15 protein-coding genes are annotated in these 16152 nt (G+C 62.5%); 11 read left to right on the top strand and 4 right to left on the bottom strand.

Features of this window, described 5'->3' with window-relative positions:
- Positions 1–5 precede the first annotated feature (5 nt).
- The 9 genes from J7E36_RS12680 to J7E36_RS12720 all read left to right on the top strand — a co-directional run bounded on the left by J7E36_RS12680 (position 6) and on the right by J7E36_RS12720 (position 8758).
- Complete coding sequence (locus tag J7E36_RS12680; protein ID WP_215003354.1) at positions 6–1496, top strand: aldehyde dehydrogenase family protein; 1491 nt, start codon at positions 6–8, stop codon at positions 1494–1496.
- A gap of 26 nt (positions 1497–1522) precedes the next feature.
- Positions 1523–2317 carry an SDR family NAD(P)-dependent oxidoreductase gene (locus J7E36_RS12685; RefSeq protein WP_215003356.1) on the top strand — a complete coding sequence of 265 codons (795 nt, stop codon included), beginning with the start codon at positions 1523–1525 and terminating at the stop codon, positions 2315–2317.
- A gap of 12 nt (positions 2318–2329) precedes the next feature.
- Positions 2330–3370: a YCF48-related protein gene (locus tag J7E36_RS12690; RefSeq protein ID WP_215003358.1), complete on the top strand. Its 1041-nt coding sequence runs from the start codon at positions 2330–2332 to the stop codon at positions 3368–3370.
- Positions 3371–3381: 11 nt separating this feature from the next.
- Entirely contained in the window at positions 3382–3831 is a 450-nt protein-coding gene (locus J7E36_RS12695; protein ID WP_215003360.1) for a VOC family protein, read from the top strand.
- A 14-nt stretch (positions 3832–3845) separates the two neighbouring features.
- Complete coding sequence (locus tag J7E36_RS12700) at positions 3846–4448, top strand: amino acid synthesis family protein (RefSeq protein ID WP_215003361.1); 603 nt, start codon at positions 3846–3848, stop codon at positions 4446–4448.
- 25 nt (positions 4449–4473) lie between these two features.
- Entirely contained in the window at positions 4474–5355 is an 882-nt protein-coding gene (locus J7E36_RS12705; protein ID WP_215003363.1) for an alpha/beta fold hydrolase, read from the top strand.
- Positions 5355–6962 (top strand): bifunctional 3-(3-hydroxy-phenyl)propionate/3-hydroxycinnamic acid hydroxylase, encoded by a 1608-nt coding sequence (locus J7E36_RS12710; protein WP_215003364.1) that lies wholly within the window; start codon positions 5355–5357, stop codon positions 6960–6962. The genes J7E36_RS12705 and J7E36_RS12710 overlap by 1 nt, the downstream gene beginning before the upstream one ends.
- Positions 6959–7738: a 2-keto-4-pentenoate hydratase gene (locus tag J7E36_RS12715; protein ID WP_215003365.1), complete on the top strand. Its 780-nt coding sequence runs from the start codon at positions 6959–6961 to the stop codon at positions 7736–7738. Before J7E36_RS12710 ends, J7E36_RS12715 begins: the two co-directional genes overlap by 4 nt.
- Positions 7739–7816: 78 nt before the next feature.
- Positions 7817–8758 (top strand): helix-turn-helix domain-containing protein, encoded by a 942-nt coding sequence (locus J7E36_RS12720; protein ID WP_215003366.1) that lies wholly within the window; start codon positions 7817–7819, stop codon positions 8756–8758.
- Positions 8759–8906: 148 nt separating this feature from the next.
- Here the strand turns inward: J7E36_RS12720 and J7E36_RS12725 are convergent, their stop codons facing one another.
- The 3 genes from J7E36_RS12725 to J7E36_RS12735 all read right to left on the bottom strand — a co-directional run bounded on the left by J7E36_RS12725 (position 8907) and on the right by J7E36_RS12735 (position 12433).
- Positions 8907–9470 carry a cytochrome b gene (locus J7E36_RS12725; protein WP_215003367.1) on the bottom strand — a complete coding sequence of 188 codons (564 nt, stop codon included), beginning with the start codon at positions 9468–9470 and terminating at the stop codon, positions 8907–8909.
- Between the two features lie 106 nt (positions 9471–9576).
- Entirely contained in the window at positions 9577–11031 is a 1455-nt protein-coding gene (locus J7E36_RS12730; RefSeq protein WP_215003368.1) for an aldehyde dehydrogenase family protein, read from the bottom strand.
- Positions 11032–11056: 25 nt separating this feature from the next.
- A complete protein-coding gene (locus tag J7E36_RS12735; RefSeq protein ID WP_215003369.1) occupies positions 11057–12433 on the bottom strand; it encodes an aspartate aminotransferase family protein in 1377 nt (458 codons plus the stop codon).
- A 207-nt stretch (positions 12434–12640) separates the two neighbouring features.
- Between J7E36_RS12735 and J7E36_RS12740 the strand changes: the two genes are divergently transcribed.
- Positions 12641–13603: a helix-turn-helix domain-containing protein gene (locus tag J7E36_RS12740; RefSeq protein WP_215003370.1), complete on the top strand. Its 963-nt coding sequence runs from the start codon at positions 12641–12643 to the stop codon at positions 13601–13603.
- A 232-nt stretch (positions 13604–13835) separates the two neighbouring features.
- Positions 13836–15284: an APC family permease gene (locus J7E36_RS12745; protein ID WP_215003371.1), complete on the top strand. Its 1449-nt coding sequence runs from the start codon at positions 13836–13838 to the stop codon at positions 15282–15284.
- An 86-nt stretch (positions 15285–15370) separates the two neighbouring features.
- On the opposite strand, the gene J7E36_RS12750 is transcribed toward J7E36_RS12745, so the two are convergent.
- A complete protein-coding gene (locus J7E36_RS12750; protein ID WP_215003372.1) occupies positions 15371–16132 on the bottom strand; it encodes an SDR family oxidoreductase in 762 nt (253 codons plus the stop codon).
- Between the last annotated feature and the right edge of the window lie 20 nt (positions 16133–16152).

Here is a 16152-nt window from a genome sequence, read left to right on the forward strand (position 1 = left end):
GGGATATGAGTCAGATCCAGTTATTGCCTGCCGTCGAAACATTCCTTTCGCAACCCGGCCGTCTATTCATCGGCGGCACTTGGCAGGACGCCGACGGTGGTCGCCGGTTCGCCGTGGAAAATCCGGCCAGCGAATGCAGCGTGGCTGAAGTGGCCGAAGGCAGCGAGCGCGATGTCGACGCCGCCGTTGCGTCAGCTCGCGCAGCCTTCACCGGACCCTGGGCGCAACATTCACCCGCCCAGCGTGGCCTGTTGTTGTTCCGTCTGGCTGAACTGCTGGATCAGCACCGCGAAGAGCTGGCTCAGTTGATCACCCTGGAAAACGGCAAGCCGATCGCCAACGCCCGCGGTGAGGCAGCCAGCGCCGCCAACATCATTCGCTATTTTGCCGGTTGGCCGACCAAGATCGAGGGCGGCACGCATCCGGTGTCACCTTCCAGTGGCGCGCCGATGCTCAATTACACCCTGCGTGAGCCCGTGGGGGTCTGTGCGCTGATCGTGCCGTGGAACTTCCCGCTGACCATGTGCGTGTGGAAGCTCGGTCCGGTATTGGCGACCGGTTGTGTCGCGGTGCTCAAGCCGGCCGAGCAGACGCCCCTGGTTGCGATTCGCCTGGTGCAGTTGATCGAGGCCGCCGGTTTTCCGGCCGGGGTGGTCAACCTGATCACCGGCCTGGGCGCCCATACCGGCGCACCACTGGCCGGGCATCCGGACGTGGACAAGATCGCCTTCACCGGTTCGACTCAGGTCGGTCGGCTGATCGCTCAAGCGGCCACCGGCAACATGAAAAAGGTCTCCCTGGAGCTGGGCGGCAAGTCGCCCAACATCATCTTGCCGGACGCCGATATCGTGCGCGCCGCCAAGGGCGCCGCCGACGGGATTTTCTACAACCAAGGGCAGGTCTGCACCGCTGGCTCGCGCCTCTACGTGCACGCCAGTGTGCTCGATCAGGTGCTGGAAGAACTCCAGCGCCACGCCGCCGCCCATGTGCTCGGGCCCGGGCTGGACCCGGCCAACAGCATGGGGCCGCTGGTATCGGCCCGCCAGTTGGGCTCGGTCCGTGGTTACTTGCAACGGGGCCAGGAGGAAGGCGCCGAGCTGATCTGCGGCGGCGAGCGGCCGGCCCATCTGGAGCACGGCCACTTCATCCAGCCCAGCGTGTTTCTTGACCGTGCCGAGCGGGCCTGCGTCGCGCGCGAAGAAATCTTCGGCCCGGTGCTGACCGTCATGAGCTGGACTGAAGTCGACGAGTTGGTACTGCGGGCCAACGACTCGCCCTATGGCCTGGCAGCGGGGCTCTGGACCCGGGACTTGCGCTCCGCTCATCGCGTCGCCGCGCAACTGAAGGCCGGCTCGGTGTGGATCAACTGTTGGAACGTCGTCGACCCGGCCTCGCCGTTTGGTGGTTACAAACATTCCGGTTGGGGACGGGAAATGAGCAAGAACGTGATCGATGCCTACACCGAAACCAAAAGTGTTTTCGTCGATCTCGCCTGAGCCGAACAATCACAAGAGGAACTGCTATGGATCTGGAATTAAAAGGCCGCGTGGCGATCGTCACCGGCGGTGGCATGGGCATTGGCAAGGAAGTCGCACGCTTTCTGTCCCAAGAGGGCTGCAAGGTGGCGATCTGCGCGCGGCGCATGGAGTTTCTCGAGCAGGCCGCCGAGGAAATCAGCGCAGAGACCGGCAACGAAGTGTTGCCGCTGTACTGTGACACCAACCAGATGTCGGCCGTGTCCGACATGGTGCAGGCCGCCCACAAGCACTTCGGCCGCATCGACATCCTGGTCAACGGGGCGGCGGCGCCGTCCGGCGTGGTGCGCAACGACATCGAGCACGCGGGCGACGATGAATTGCTCTCGGACCTCAACACCAAGGTCATCGGCTATTTCCGCTGTGCCAAGGCCGTCACCCCGCACATGAAGGCGGGCGGTTTCGGCCGGATCATCAACATCGGCGGCCTGACCGGGCGCGGCAGCAAGGTGCTCTCGGGAATGCGCAACCTGGCCATTGCTCATATGACCAAGACGCTCTCCGACCAGCTTGGTCCTAGCGGCATCACCGTCAACCTGATCCACCCCGGTGTGGTGGATACCCCGCACATCCAAGAGCTGTACGAGCGCGAGGGGGTCAAGCAGGGCAAGACGCCCGGGCAGATCGAGCAGGGCTACATCGACGCGACGCCGATCCGCCGCACCCTGGCGCCCATCGAGATGGGCTGGTTGATCGGCTTCCTGGCGTCCCCCAAGGCCGGCGCCGTCACGGGCGAGTCCATCGGCATCGATGGCGGCCTGACACGTGGCATCTTCATTTGAGGAGCAGCAGCAATGAGTAACGGAACCCTTTTGGTTGCCACCGTCGGCCAGGCGGTGATCCGCAGCGCCGACGACGGCCGGACCTGGCATCGCCTGGGCCTCGGGCAGGACCTTGAGTTCGATGCGATCACCCGATCCCTGAGCGTGCATCCCGGTACGCCTGAAGTGATCTATGCCGGTACCGACGTCGGCCTGTGCGTCAGCCACGACACCGGTGGGCATTGGCAGCGAGTGGACTCGCCGTTCAACGACCAGACCGTGTGGAAGGTTGCCGTGGACCCGGCAGATGCCCAGCGTATTTTCGTTGGCACAGGCGCACCTTCACGAGCAGTCCTCTGGCGCACCCTCGACGGTGGGCGAAACTGGGAGCGTGCCCCGGTGGAGATTCCGGAGTTCTGCGAGGGCGTCAGCCGGCCCCGCTTGCTGGCCTTCGCCTATGACCCGATTGATCGCAACCAGCTCTGGTTCGGCCTGGAAGAGGGTGGCCTGTTTCATAGCCGCGACGGGGGCGAGAGCTGGACCCGAGTCGACGATCGGCTGCTATGGGACTTCAACACGGACGTCCACAACATCCTGGTGTTGCCCAACCATGGCCAGAAAGTCATCGTGGTGGTGTGCGTCAACGCGGTCTACCGCAGCCTCGATGAAGGACAGACCTGGACCGGCATCGTCGCCCGCGAAACCTTCGGCTTGTATTACGTGCGCGCGATGAACGCACCACTGGGCAGTGAGAGCACGCTTTACCTGAGCATTTCCGACGGTACCCCCGGCACCACGAGCAAAGTGCTCATCTCCCGCGACGCGGCTGTCAGTTGGGAGGTGCTGCCATTGTCGCAACAACCCAACTCATGCATCTGGGCGATTGCCTGCAACCCGGCTGACCCACGCCAGATCGTCGCCGGCACCAAGTACGGGCACCTGTTCACCTCCGAGAACGGCGGTGACGGTTGGCAGAAGCAATGGCGCGAGTTCAGTGAAATCGCCGATGTGCTCTGGACACCGGCAGTGGCGCAGATCAAGTCCGGGCATCAATCCATCATCAAGAAGAACTGAGGTATCGCGCGATGAAAGTCGAGGTCGTTCGTACCCACCTGTCGCTGTTCGTTCGCGACCCGGAAACGTCGGCACGCTGGTACGCCGACGTCCTGGGCATGCACGAAAGCGCCCGGGGAGACAGCTGGATCATGATGGCGTTCGGTGCCAAGCACCACGACATCGCGTTACTCCGTGCCGAGCCAGGGGCCCATCAGGGCGGCCTGGGCCTGCAGCATTACGGGCTGGAAATCGCCGGTGACCTGACCACGCTGCGCCAGCTCTACGGCATGTTGCTCGGCAAGGGGATCGAGGTGGTGAAAATCACCGATCACGAGATCGGCAACGGCGTGTATTTCAACGACCCCGACGGCAACCGCATGGAATTCTTCCTCGAGACCGAACATGACGACGAGCGAGGCAAGGCCCGGTTCAGGGCCGCCGGAGCGCCCAGCCGCAAGTTTGACCTCGATCCACTTTGAAAGAGCACTGAGCCATGAAAAGCGCAAATTTCGCCAGTTACCACATCCGCAAATGGTACAGCTTCGTCGAAGAAACCCTGGCCAACGAAAGTGGCCGGTTGGCCGATGGCGAACCGTTGTTCAAATACGCCGTCGCCGCCGTGATCGCCAACCCCTACGCCGGCCGCTACAGCGAAAGCCTGGCCGAACTGGTGGAACCGTCACCGTTGCTGGGCCAGGAGTTTGGTCGGCGCATCCAGGCGTTGGCGGGCGAGCATGCGATTGTCAGTTATGGCAAGGCGTGCCTGGTCGGCACCCTGGGCGAATACGAGCATGGCAATGCGCTGCTCACCAATCCGGCGGCGGATCCGATCCGTGTTGCCTTGGGCGGTGGCAAGTCCTGGGTACCTTCCACCGGCAAGCGCGGCGGCCCAGGCGTGACCATCGACGTGCCGCTGGCCCACAAGGATGCGCTGTACGTGCGTTCGCATTACGACAGCCTTTCGCTTTCGTTTGGCGATGGGCCGTCTGCCGATGAGCTGATCATCATCTGGGCCTTCGCCACCCGTGGACGTTTGCATGCGCGTCTGGGCGGCCTGCAGGCCGCTGACGTCAAGGGTAATGACGGCTTGCATTGAGGCATTGACTGTGGGAACCGAACGAATGTCCGCAAACAGCCATTTCTTCAGCAATCGAACGGGGCTGCGCCTGCACTATCTGGCCTGGGGCAGCCTGTCCCGGGACGATACACCAGGCATCCCGGTGGTGCTGCTTCATGGGCTGCGATCCTATGCCCAGACCTGGCACTCCCTGGCCAATGCCCTGGGTGAGCCGTACTGCTGCTATGCCCTCGACCAGCGCGGCCGAGGACACAGCGAATGGGCGCCTGCCAGCACCTATCGGACCGAGACCTATGTCAACGATCTGGAGGATCTGGTGGCGCACCTGGGGTTGCAGCAGTTCGTCCTGGTGGGCCATTCCCTCGGTGGTACCAATGCGCTGGAGTATGCACGACTCAACCCCGGGCGACTCCAGGCACTGGTGATCGAGGATATCGGTCCCGGATCCTCGATCAGCGGCGACGGTGCCGAGCGCATCCGCCGCGAGATGAGCGAAACGCCCCTGTCTTTCTCCGACTGGGAAAGCGCCGCTCAATTCTGGCAACGGGCGCGCCCCGGTCTTTCCCAAGAGGCGTTGGCCTCCAGGCTGACGTATTCCATGAAGGAAACGCTCGAAGGTATCGAGTGGCGTCACGACCAACTGGGCATTGCCCAGGCGCGCCTGAGTATCACACCGACGGACCTGTGGCCGGCGGTAAGGGCGCTGGATTGCCCGACGTTGTTCATTCGCGGCGCGCGCTCCGACTTTCTTCCGGCGGCGACGCTCGAGGCAATGAAGGACGCCAACCCGATGGTACACAGCGCGGAGATCGCCGACGCCAGTCATTACGTCCATGATGATCAGGGCGCAGCGTTCAACCGTGTGGTCGCCGACTACTTGCACGGCCAACACCTACAACCACAACAACGAAGCGGTGAAGCGTGATGAAGCAGGACAAAACCCAGGTGGTCATCGTGGGCGGTGGCCCGAACGGGATCACCGCCGCGCATTACATGGGGCTGTACGGTATCGACTGCGTCGTCCTCGAGCTGTCGGACGGCATACTGCCGTATCCGCGTGCGGTGGGCATGGATGATGAAGCGCTGCGCGTTTTGCAAGGCATCGACATCGCCGAGCTGGCCACGCGGGACATGATCTGCAACGTGCCGCTGCGCTACTACAACGCCCGGGGCGTGTGCTTTGCCGAGGTCAAGCCCAGCACCGCCCACTATGGCTGGCCGATGCGTAATATCTTCATGCAGCAGTTGCTGGAAGGCACGCTGCGGGAGCAATTGGGCAGACACTCGAGCGTCGAGTTGCGCCAGAGGCATGAAATGCTCGGTCTGGAGCAGGATGCGCAAGGTGTGACCTTGCAGGTGCGCGATGCCCAAGGCGAACCGTATCAGCTCCAGGCGCAATACGTGATCGGTGCGGACGGCGGGCGTTCCAGCGTTCGCAAGAAACTCGGGATCGAGTTGCTGGGGCTGACCCATCCACGCAAATGGGTCGTGGTCGATACCACCAACGACAGCCTGGATGCCCCCTACACGGCCCTGCATGCCGACCCTCAACGGCCCTTCGTCTGCATCTACCTGCCTTACCAGCAACGCCGCTGGGAATTCATGCTGCTGGAGGGCGAAGATGAAAACACGATGTGCGAGGAAACGACCATCCGTGGCCTGATCCGCGGGCATATTGGCAGTGCAGCCGATCAACTGGAGATCATCCGCATACGCGCCTACACCCATAATTCCCGAGTGGCTGCACGGTTTGTCGAGGGCCGCGTGGCACTGGTGGGCGATGCGGCGCATATTTCCCCGCCGTGGGCCGGGCAGGGGCTTAACTCGGGCCTGCGGGATGTGGTGAATATCGCCTGGAAAATCGCCGCCATCATCCAGGGACGCGCCTCGGCGTCGATTCTGGCCAGTTACGACCAGGAACGGCGCGGGCATGCGACCGACCTCATTGCCCTGGCCGATAACATGGGCGCGGTGTTGGGGCTGACCAATCCGCTGATGGCCGGTGTGCGGGACTGGTTGTTCCAGGCCGTCAACAGCGTCGACAACCTGCGCTCGCACTTGCTGGAATTCAAGTTCAAACCCAAGGCGACCATTACCAAGGGCCTGGTGCATCACGAACGCGCCGAATTGCACGAGGATGACCTGGTGGGGCAGTTGTTCATCCAGCCGGCCGTCGAAGATGAGCAAGGCCAGCGGCGGCGTCTGGACGAAGTGTTGGGGCATTCTTATGCCGTGCTGGGCTATCGGGTCAACCCGAGCGAGCCCCTCAGCGAAGAAACCCGGACCTACTGGGCGCGCTGGGACACGCGCTTCATTCAGATCAACCGCTCGCGCAGTGGCAAGGGCCGTAACCAGCCGTTGTCCGCCGCCCGGGCCATTTGCGTCGAGGACGTCGATAACCGTCTGGGAGAGTGGTTTACCAAGGTCCGTGACTGCGTCGTGGTGGTGCGGCCGGACCGCTTTGTCGCCGCGATTACCACGCCCGAGAGACTTGACGGAGTACTGCGCAAACTCGCGGAGCAACTTTCATGAGGCAATCGGATGAACTGCTGGTCCAGCTTCATCGTGCAACCCTGGCGGCGCAGGCGTTGCCGGCCTTGAGCCCCCAGGCGTTCGACTTGCCGGCAGGCTACGCCATGCAGCGCGAAGCGTTGCGTCAGCGTCAGGCCCGTGGCGAGCAACTGAGGGGATGGAAGGTCGCGTTCGCCGGCAGCGCAGCGCAGAACCGGATGGGCATTCACGAACCGGTATTGGGCGCCCTGACTGATGTCATGGCCGTCGAGCCAGGCAGTTCGGTGGACCTGACGAGCCTGATCCAGCCCAAGCTCGAGATTGAATTGGCGTGCTTTCTGGGGCGAACCCTGGCGCCCGGCGATTATAGTGACGAGCAAATCCTGGCCTGTGTCTGCGCCGTCGCGCCGGCCTTTGAAATTGCCGACTGTCGATGGCAGGACTGGAGCTTCGGCGCCGGGGCGTTTCTGGCCGATAACGCGGCGGCGGCGCTGTACTGCGTTGGTCCGCGCATCGAGCTTGAGCCCGGTCAGATACCCCACGTGAGCTATTGCCTGGCGCGAGACGGCGTGGCTTGCGGCAGCGGTGATACCCAAGCGCGGGAGGACACGCCGCAGGTGAACGTATGCTGGCTGATCCGGCGATTGCTGGCGGACGGGCAGCGCCTTGAAGCGGGGCAGGTGGTGTTGTCGGGCGCGTTGCTGCCGCCCATGGACATTCAGCCCGCCGAGTACCGCCTGCACATGCTTGGCACGGAACTGGCTTTGGTTTTCCAGGCGGACGCTGGCGCCGTGTAAACCCTGCCGCTGTCATGGACGATCGAGGACCTTATGAACGGCCTGCCATAAAAATCGGGCCACCGAGGAACACTGATCATGCTCGCCGAAGTCCGTACCTTCAATGACCCTCAACAGCACGCCGGTTCGATCCTGGGCTGGCAGCAGGTCTATGACCAGCTAGGACGTGGATGCCTTTCCAGCGAACTGCAGCATATTTGCGCCGAGCGCTTTCAGATCTTCCAGGAAGTGCTGGACAAACGCGTGGTGCAGCGCGGTTGCGCGCCAAAGGGCCGCTTGTGCATTGCCATGTCGTTGGGCACCGCGCCGGTGGTCCAGGGGCATCAGGTCGACGCTCACAACGTCGTGCTGTTACGCGATGGGGAAGACTTTGTCTTGCATGCTCCGCAAGGGACGCGTTTCTTCGCGATCAACGTCGACATGCTGCGTTTTGCCAGGCTGGCGGCCCTTGAACTACCGGATGAACAACTCAAACGCTTGAAAAGCGTGTCGCAGGTCAGCGTGGATGAAAAGGTGCTGCTGCGCGTACAGCAGAGAATCCAGCCGCTGTTTCGTCACCTTCTGGAACAGGCGGAGGCGATCAGCCCGGCCTCGGAAAAAATGCTGGAGGACGTTCTGCTTGATGCCTTCCTCGATCTGTTCAGTCATGCCTCGGACGAAGTTCGCAGTCGTCGCGGCAATTTTGCCGTCAGCGCCTATTTGGTCAAGCGCTGCCAGGAGCTGGTCGGGGACAGCGGCGATACATCGCTGAGCATTCTCGATTTGTGCGAGCGTCTGCGGGTGAGTCGCAGGACCTTGCAGAACAGCTTCCAGGCAGTGACCGGGATGCGTCCGGTCGAATATCTGCGCAACCTGAGGCTCAATGCCGTTCGGCGATGTTTGATCACCACCCAGGCTACCGCGCAAAACGTCGGTGAGATCGCGGTGGCCATGGGGTTCTTTCACCTGAGCCACTTCGCCACGCACTACCGGGAACTGTTTGGCGAGTCACCTTCAGAAACACCGAGGGCGGGAAGCTGATTGCTCAGGGCCCCATCCTGGATAAGGATCGCTTCTTGTGCGCTCTTGTCATCTCATGTGAGACAGCCGCTTTGCCGGAGGACTTTTGACGGGGCCTGCGGCCCAGGCAAAGAAAAAGCGTGGGACTTTGCGCCCACGCTTCATTCAATCACAGCATGCGACGCAGGACGTCCTTTCGGGGATCCCGGTCGAGGAACCGATGCTTGAGCGCTCCGGCGATGTGCAGCAGGATCAGGCCGAGCAGGGTATAGGCGAGTACTTTGTGCAGCCATTGGAACACGACGAACCAATCGTCATTTTTCGGCAGGAGCTCCGGGAGATTGACCCCGAAAAAGAACACCCCGTCGCTCATCGTGTAGGTGCTCGACATGGAGTACCCCATCAGCGGCACGATCACGAGAAGCGCATACATGGTCCGTTGCACAAGGTTTGACAGTACCTGTTCAGACCCGGTCAGCGTCTGCAGCGGCTTCGGCAGCCTGGGGGTCATGTAACGCAAGGCGATCTGAACCAACACCACCAGGAACGTCAGCACCCCGAAGGATTTGTGCCAGGGGTAATAGAGCTCGTACTTGCTTGCCGCTTCATCGTTCATCCCGGTCATGTGCCAGCCTGCCCAGAGGAGGCCTGCCACGAGCACGGCGCGCGCCCAGTGCAGGAGCAGCAGGGACGTCGGATACCGATCAATGATCTCTTGATTCGTGGTGTTCATCGCGGTCGCCTCATCAATCGTCAAAGAAATCAGGAATGCACGTTGAACCACCACCCTCGGTACCCCACAGGAGGTGGAGGGTGGTTCGCTCCGTGCACTATTGTTCTCAAGCAGGCAGCAGCACGGTGATGACCTTCTCCTCGGTATACGCGAGTGCGCCGCTGAATCCTCCTTCACGGCCAATACCGCTGTCCTTGACGCCGCCCCAAGGCAGGTTGGCGTCCAGCGGGCTCCAGCAGTTGACGCCCACGGCACCGGCCTTCACCGCAGCGGCGACGCGGTGCGCTCGCACGAGGTCACTGGTCCAGACCGTGGCGGCCAGGCCATAAGTGGAATCGTTGGCCAGCGCAACCGCTTCATCTTCGGTGTCGAAGGTGATCACCGTGCCGACCGGGCCGAAGATCTCGTCGCGGGCGATCGCCATGTCATTGCTGGCATTGGCGAAGATGGTCGGCCGGACAAACCAGCCCTGCTCAGGGTTCGATACGCCGCCGGCCAGCAGAGAGGCGCCTTGGTCAATGCCCAGCTGGATGTAACGGTTGACCCGATCGAACTGCGCCTTCTTGGCGACCGGCCCCATCTGTACGTCGGGCTGCCGCGGATCGCCCACCTTGATGGCCCGCGCAGCATCGGCAAGCCCCGCGGCGAAGCGATCTGCGATGCTGCGCTGGACCAGGATGCGCGAGCCGGCCGCACAGACCTGGCCCTGGTTGGCGAACAGACCGAGGGTGCACCCACGCAGCGCGTCGTCGAAGCCGGCATCGTCGAAGACAATCTGCGGGCTCTTGCCGCCCAGCTCCAAGGCCACGCGTTTGAACAATACACCGGCAGTGCGCTGGATCTCGCGTCCGGCCTCGGGGCTGCCGGTGAAACTGATCTTGGCGACATCCGGGTGTTCGCACAGGGCGCGGCCGACTTCCTCGCCATAACCGGTGACCACGTTGATCACACCGTCGGGGAAGCCCGCTTCTTGAGCCAGCACCGCCAGGTGCAGGGCTGACTGCGGGGTTTCTTCCGATGGTTTGATCACCACGGTGCAGCCCGCTGCCAACAACGCGGCGAGTTTCCAGACCGTGATCATCAGGGGTGAATTCCAGGGTACGATGGCACCGACCACGCCCACCGGTTCGCGTACGGTGTACGAGAGGGTCCTGGTGCCAAAGTAGCCGCCGGAAGGGATGGTGCGACCTTCGAGCTGATTGGCCCACCCGGCAGCGGCGCGCAGGTTGGCGAGCACGTTGGGGATGTCCAGGCGGCGCGGTTCGATCGGTGAGCGACCGATGGCGTCGGCGTCCAGATCGGCCAGCAAGTCGGTGTCGCGCTCCACCAGGTCAGCCAGCTTCAACAAAAGCCGGCCGCGCTGGGCGCCGTCGAGCTGGCTCCAGGCGCCACGTTCGAGCTGGTTGCGTGCCGCTGCCACGGCACGGTTCACGTCCTCGGTCGTGCCGCGGGCGGCGCTGCCGTATACCTGCTCGGTAACGGGGTTGATGAGGCTCGTTCGACGGCCGTCGGAGGCTTCAAAGGACGCCCCTTCGATGAAGTGATTCAGGTGCTGAGTCATTTTGGTATCCATGAGTGATGTGCAGTCATGCCTTGAGGGAAGCCAGGGCGTCACCGAAGATGTCCAGAGCCTTGAAAAACAGCGAGCGCGAAATCGTCAGCGAAGGCATGACACGCATCACGTTGCTGTACCGACCGCAGGGAATCATCAACACGCCGTGGTTCAGCAGGTAGCCCATGAGTTGGCCGATCCTGGCGCCCTCCAGCGGCGCCTTGGTGACCGGGTCTTCCACCAGTTCGATGCCGATCATCAGGCCGCGGCCGCGGACCTCACCCACGAACGGGCTGTTGAAGCCGCGGATACGCTCCTGCGCTTCGAGCCCCAGCGTGTGAGCACGGTTGAGCAGATCGAGCTCCGGGTCTTGCAGAATGCTGATGTTGGTCAACGCCACGGCGGCGGACAACGAGTTGGCGGCAAAGGTATTGGGTACTGAACCGTCTGGAATCGAAGCTGCCAGGTCCGAGCGCATGATCAGGCCCGCCATGGGCAAGTCGCTGCCGATGCCCTTGCCAAAGGTGAGCATGTCGGGCTTCACGCCGGAGTGCTCGACCGCCCACATCTTGCCGGTGCGCCCGGCGCCGGACTGCACTTCGTCGACGATCAGCAGCGCGCCGCTACGGTCGCAGGCAGCGCGCAAAAGCTGCAGGAACTCAGGGGAGGGCGGCACGTAACCGCCTTCGCCTTGTACCGGTTCGACGATCACGGCGGCCACGTCATCGGCGGCGGTGTAGGGGGTGTTCAGCAGGTAATCGACGTATTCGCCGGCGATCTGCTCGGCGCTTTTATGGGTAGTGTCGAAGGGGAAACGGTAGGCATAAGGGTAGGGCGCGTGAATGACGCCGCCCATCATGGCGCCGTAGCCTTTGCGGTAGGCCGTACCTGTCGTCAGTGCGCCCGAGGCGTTCCACACACCGTGGTAGCCTCCGTGAAAGGCGATGATCTGGTGCCGCCCGGTGATGCGCTTGGCGAACTTGACGGCAGCCTCCAGCGCATCGCTGCCGCTCTGGGTGAAGAAGGTGATGCAGTCGCCGCGCAAGCCCTCGGGCGCGATCTCGGATATCTTGGCAGCCAGCTCGGTACGCCGGGTGCTGTTGACTTCCAGGGCATGCATCAGCACCTCGGACTGTTCGCGAATGGCCTGCACCACTTTCGGGTGGCAGCGGCCTACACTGCTGACGCCCACACCGGCGGACAAATCGATGTAGGTGTTGCCATCCGGGTCCTTGAAGGTCGCGCCGAAAGCCCGGTCCATGGCCACCGGCATGCGTGCGCCGCCGCGCGCCATCGACTCGGTGCGGGCCGATAATGCCAGGGCCTCGCGGGTCATCGGGCCGGGCAGGGTGCCTGAGGTAATCCGCGGGGCATCCGCGAAGTGCAGGGATTCAAGTTTGGCTTCACTCATGACGGTCTCTCTGGATGTCGGTTGTCGTGTGCCGATCATCTCTAGCGTGAGCCTTGGGCCGGTAGCCCGAATCGGCACATGGGTGAAACGCAGCGAATCAGGTGAATTGATATTCCCTTATGGAATTTTGCAAGATTCCTTTAATGTGCGAATATCGATCAAGAAGGCGAAATAAAAACAATAATAGTTAAGAGGCTTTCGCGTATTATGAGAAATAAACACATAAATCACTTTCGCGACGTCCATCTCCATGCCGCCACAGTCCAGGAGTGGAGCCAGGACTACAGCCAGTTAACCGCCGGTTCGGCCGAGAGTTCGCTCATGCAGTTGACCACCGCGCACTGCCACGTCTTTCGCGAGCAGATCAACCAGCGTGTCGTCCAACACGGCGTGGCCCCCCGAGGCAAGATGTGCTTTGCAGTGCCCATCAACGTCCCGGGCGCGATTCGGATGCAAGGGCGCGAGGTGGACGACAGCAGCCTGTTCTTTCTCCACGGCGGCGAGGAGTTCATGTTCCATATGCCGATGGGCATGGAGCTGCTGTCCATCACGTTCGAGCGTGAACTGTTCGAGCAGGCGCTGGCGCACACGGCATCGGCGAAGGACATCAGCCAGTTGCTGCGTCAACCGGTGATCAGAGTGTCCACGTCGCGCTTCGCGCAGGCACGTCGTCGGTTGCTGGCTGTATTCTCCCAAGCCCTGGCGAATGATGAGCTCGATAGCCTGTGGGAGCAGCAATTGGAACAGGCCATGCTCGGCGAATTGCTGCAGCTCATGACCGATCCGGCCTGCGACAAGTACCAACGCACCACCAGCTCCACCCGTAGCTTCATTGTCGAAAAATGCCACCGTCTGGCGACCGCTGAAATGAACAAGGTGCCCAGCGTGGACGAGTTGTGCCAGCGACTCCACGTGAGTCGGCGTACCGTGCAGAACAGCTTCCGCTCGGTTACCGAGACGACGCCGCTGAACTACCTGCGCTCCGTCAGGCTCAACGGCGTGCGCCGAACCCTGATGTCCACCCGTGCAGCGCACCTCTCGATCGGCGACGCCGCAGCCCAGTGGGGCTTCTATCACCTCAGCCACTTCGCGGCGGAGTACCAGGAGCTGTTCGCCGAGCTGCCGTCCCATACCCAGCGCGCAGCCATTGCCGGTTGTGCGCTTGCCTGAGCCTCGGTCAGAGGACCAAGTCGAGCAACCACAGGATTGTGTGGGGGCTGAAGGGATCGCTCGGGCTTTTTATGGGTAAGGTTTTTCTGATTACCGATTTGGGTTAGTGGCCCGCTGCCGGGCAGGCATAGGATCGAACCCGGCGCGCAACCGAACAAAAAGCCACTCGGTGCCGGTGAAAGGATGACTGCATCGAACCCACAGTGACTGCTCACACAATAAGGTCAAGCACATGAGTGTACCTCTCCCGGTCAACACCTCCACGGAGCTCAGGCGTGGTGCCTTGGGTGTCGGCTTCATCATTTTTTTCGTAGTGTCAGCGGCGAGCCCGTTAAGTGTCATCGCCGGTGGATTTCCCATCGGCATCATGCTGGGCAACGGCGCCGGTATGCCGGCGCTGCTGATCCTGGCCTTGCTGGTGTTGCTGATGTTCTCGGTGGGCTACACCACCATGTCGCGGCATGTCACCAACGCCGGTGGTTTTTATGCGTTTACCTCTCGGGGCCTGGGTGGCCTGGCGGGTGGCGCGGCGGGGGTGCTGGCGATGTTTGCCTACAACATCCTCCAAGTCGGGCTGTACGGCATGTTCGGCGGCGTGGTCAGTGGCACCATGGAGAGTGTGTTCGGCCTGGCAATGCCCTGGTGGTCGTATTCGCTCATGGCGATGGCCAGTGTCGCGATCCTGGGTTATCGCAAGATCGATCTCTCGGCGCGGGTGCTGTCGGTCATTGTGATTGCCGAGTACCTGTCTATCCTGGCCCTGGATTTCGCCATCCTCAGGTCGGGCGGTGACAGTGGCATCAATCTCGACGCGTTTGATCGCAGCCATGTGTTCAGCGGCACGCCGTCAATCGGCTTGCTGTTCTGCTTCGCAGCGTTCATCGGCTTCGAGGCCACCACCATCTACGGCGAAGAGGCGAGGAACCCGCAACGTACCATCCCGATTGCCACCTACTGCTCGGTATTGTTGATAGGAGGGTTCTACGCGCTGTCGGTCTGGTCGTTGGTGGTGGGGGTGGGCGCGGACAAGATCGTTCCGATGCTGCAGGCATTGCAGGACCCCACGACCTTTATCTATGGCATGTCCGACCACTTTGTAGGCCCGTACCTGACCCGGATTATCCGGGTGCTGTTCATGGTCAGTATCTATGCCGGGCTGCTGGCCTTTCATAACGCGGCCGCCCGTTACTTCTATGCCATCGGGCGTGACGGCCTGTTGCCGCGCCAGTTGGGCACGACGCATCGCGTCCACCAGAGTCCCCATATGGGGTCGGCGTTGCAGAGTCTGATCTCTGCCGTGGTGGTGCTGATTTTCGCGGCCATGGATGCCGACCCGATCCTGCAGTTGTTTGCCTGGCTGTCCAACCTGGCCACGCTGTGCGTGATCTTGTTGATGGCGCTCACTTCCGCGGCGGTATTTGCCTTTTCCCGGCGCCACCCCGAGCTCAAGTTGGGTGTCTGGTGTGGGCGGATCTTCCCCGGCCTTTCCTGCCTTGTCCTATTGGCGGTGCTGGTCATCGCGGTGCTGCATTTCGATGTGCTGACAGGCGCCAGCCAGGCCTTGTCATACGGCCTTTGCGCGATCATTCCCGCGGCCCTGCTGGCAGGCGTGTTCCTGGCGGCTCGGCTTCGCAAGGGCGCACCGGAGCGTTACCTGGCCTTGGGAAGTCACACGCTTTAAGGATGGAGCCGTTGTAGAGGTGGCTCATTCGGTGTAATGAAGGTGGGGGCAGCATGCCGGCGCCGTTGCCTTTTGCTGCCATCCGTTCATTTGCCACCGGTCACGTCGAGAAACGTACCGGTAATGAATGAAGCTTGCGCGCTGGCCAGCCATAGAATCGCCCGCGCCACTTCTTCCGGCTGGCCACCCCGGCCCATGGGGATCGAGTCCTTGACGCGATCGACCCGCCCCGGCTCGCCGCCGCTGGCGTGCATGTCGGTATAGATGTGACCGGGGCGAATGCAGTTGACGCGTATTCCTTCCCGAGCCACTTCTTTGGCCAAGCCGATGGTGAAGGTTTCCAGGGCCCCCTTGGATGCCGCGTAGTCGATATATTCATGGGGGCTGCCGAGGCGTGCCGAGGCCGAGGAGACATTGATCACCACGCCGCCCGGGCCGTTGTGCCGATAAGCCATGCGCTTCACCGCCTGCTGGGCGCAGAGAATCGGGCCAATGGCATTGACCGCGAAGATGCGCTGCATGCGCTCGAAGCCGAGGTCTTCCAGGCGTGACTGGGCTTGCAATACCGCTGCGTTATTCACCAGTACGTCGATGCGCCCGAACACGCGGTCGATGGTCGCGAACAATTCGGCGACCTGCTCGGGATCCGCGCTGTCGGCCCGCATGGCCAGCGCTCGGCGTCCCTGTGCTTCGACATCCGCCGCGACGGCCAGCGCGGCGGGCTCGTTGGCCACGTAGCTGATCGCGACGTCATAGCCTTGTGCGGCGGCGAGCCGCGCGGTGGCGGCGCCCACTCCGCGACTGCCACCGGTGATCAGAATCAGCGGTGCCTGGGAGACGTTTTCCATAGCGATGACCTCCTGCAATG

This window comes from Pseudomonas fluorescens (assembly GCF_018614775.1).
Taxonomy (GTDB): domain Bacteria; phylum Pseudomonadota; class Gammaproteobacteria; order Pseudomonadales; family Pseudomonadaceae; genus Aquipseudomonas; species Aquipseudomonas fluorescens_BY.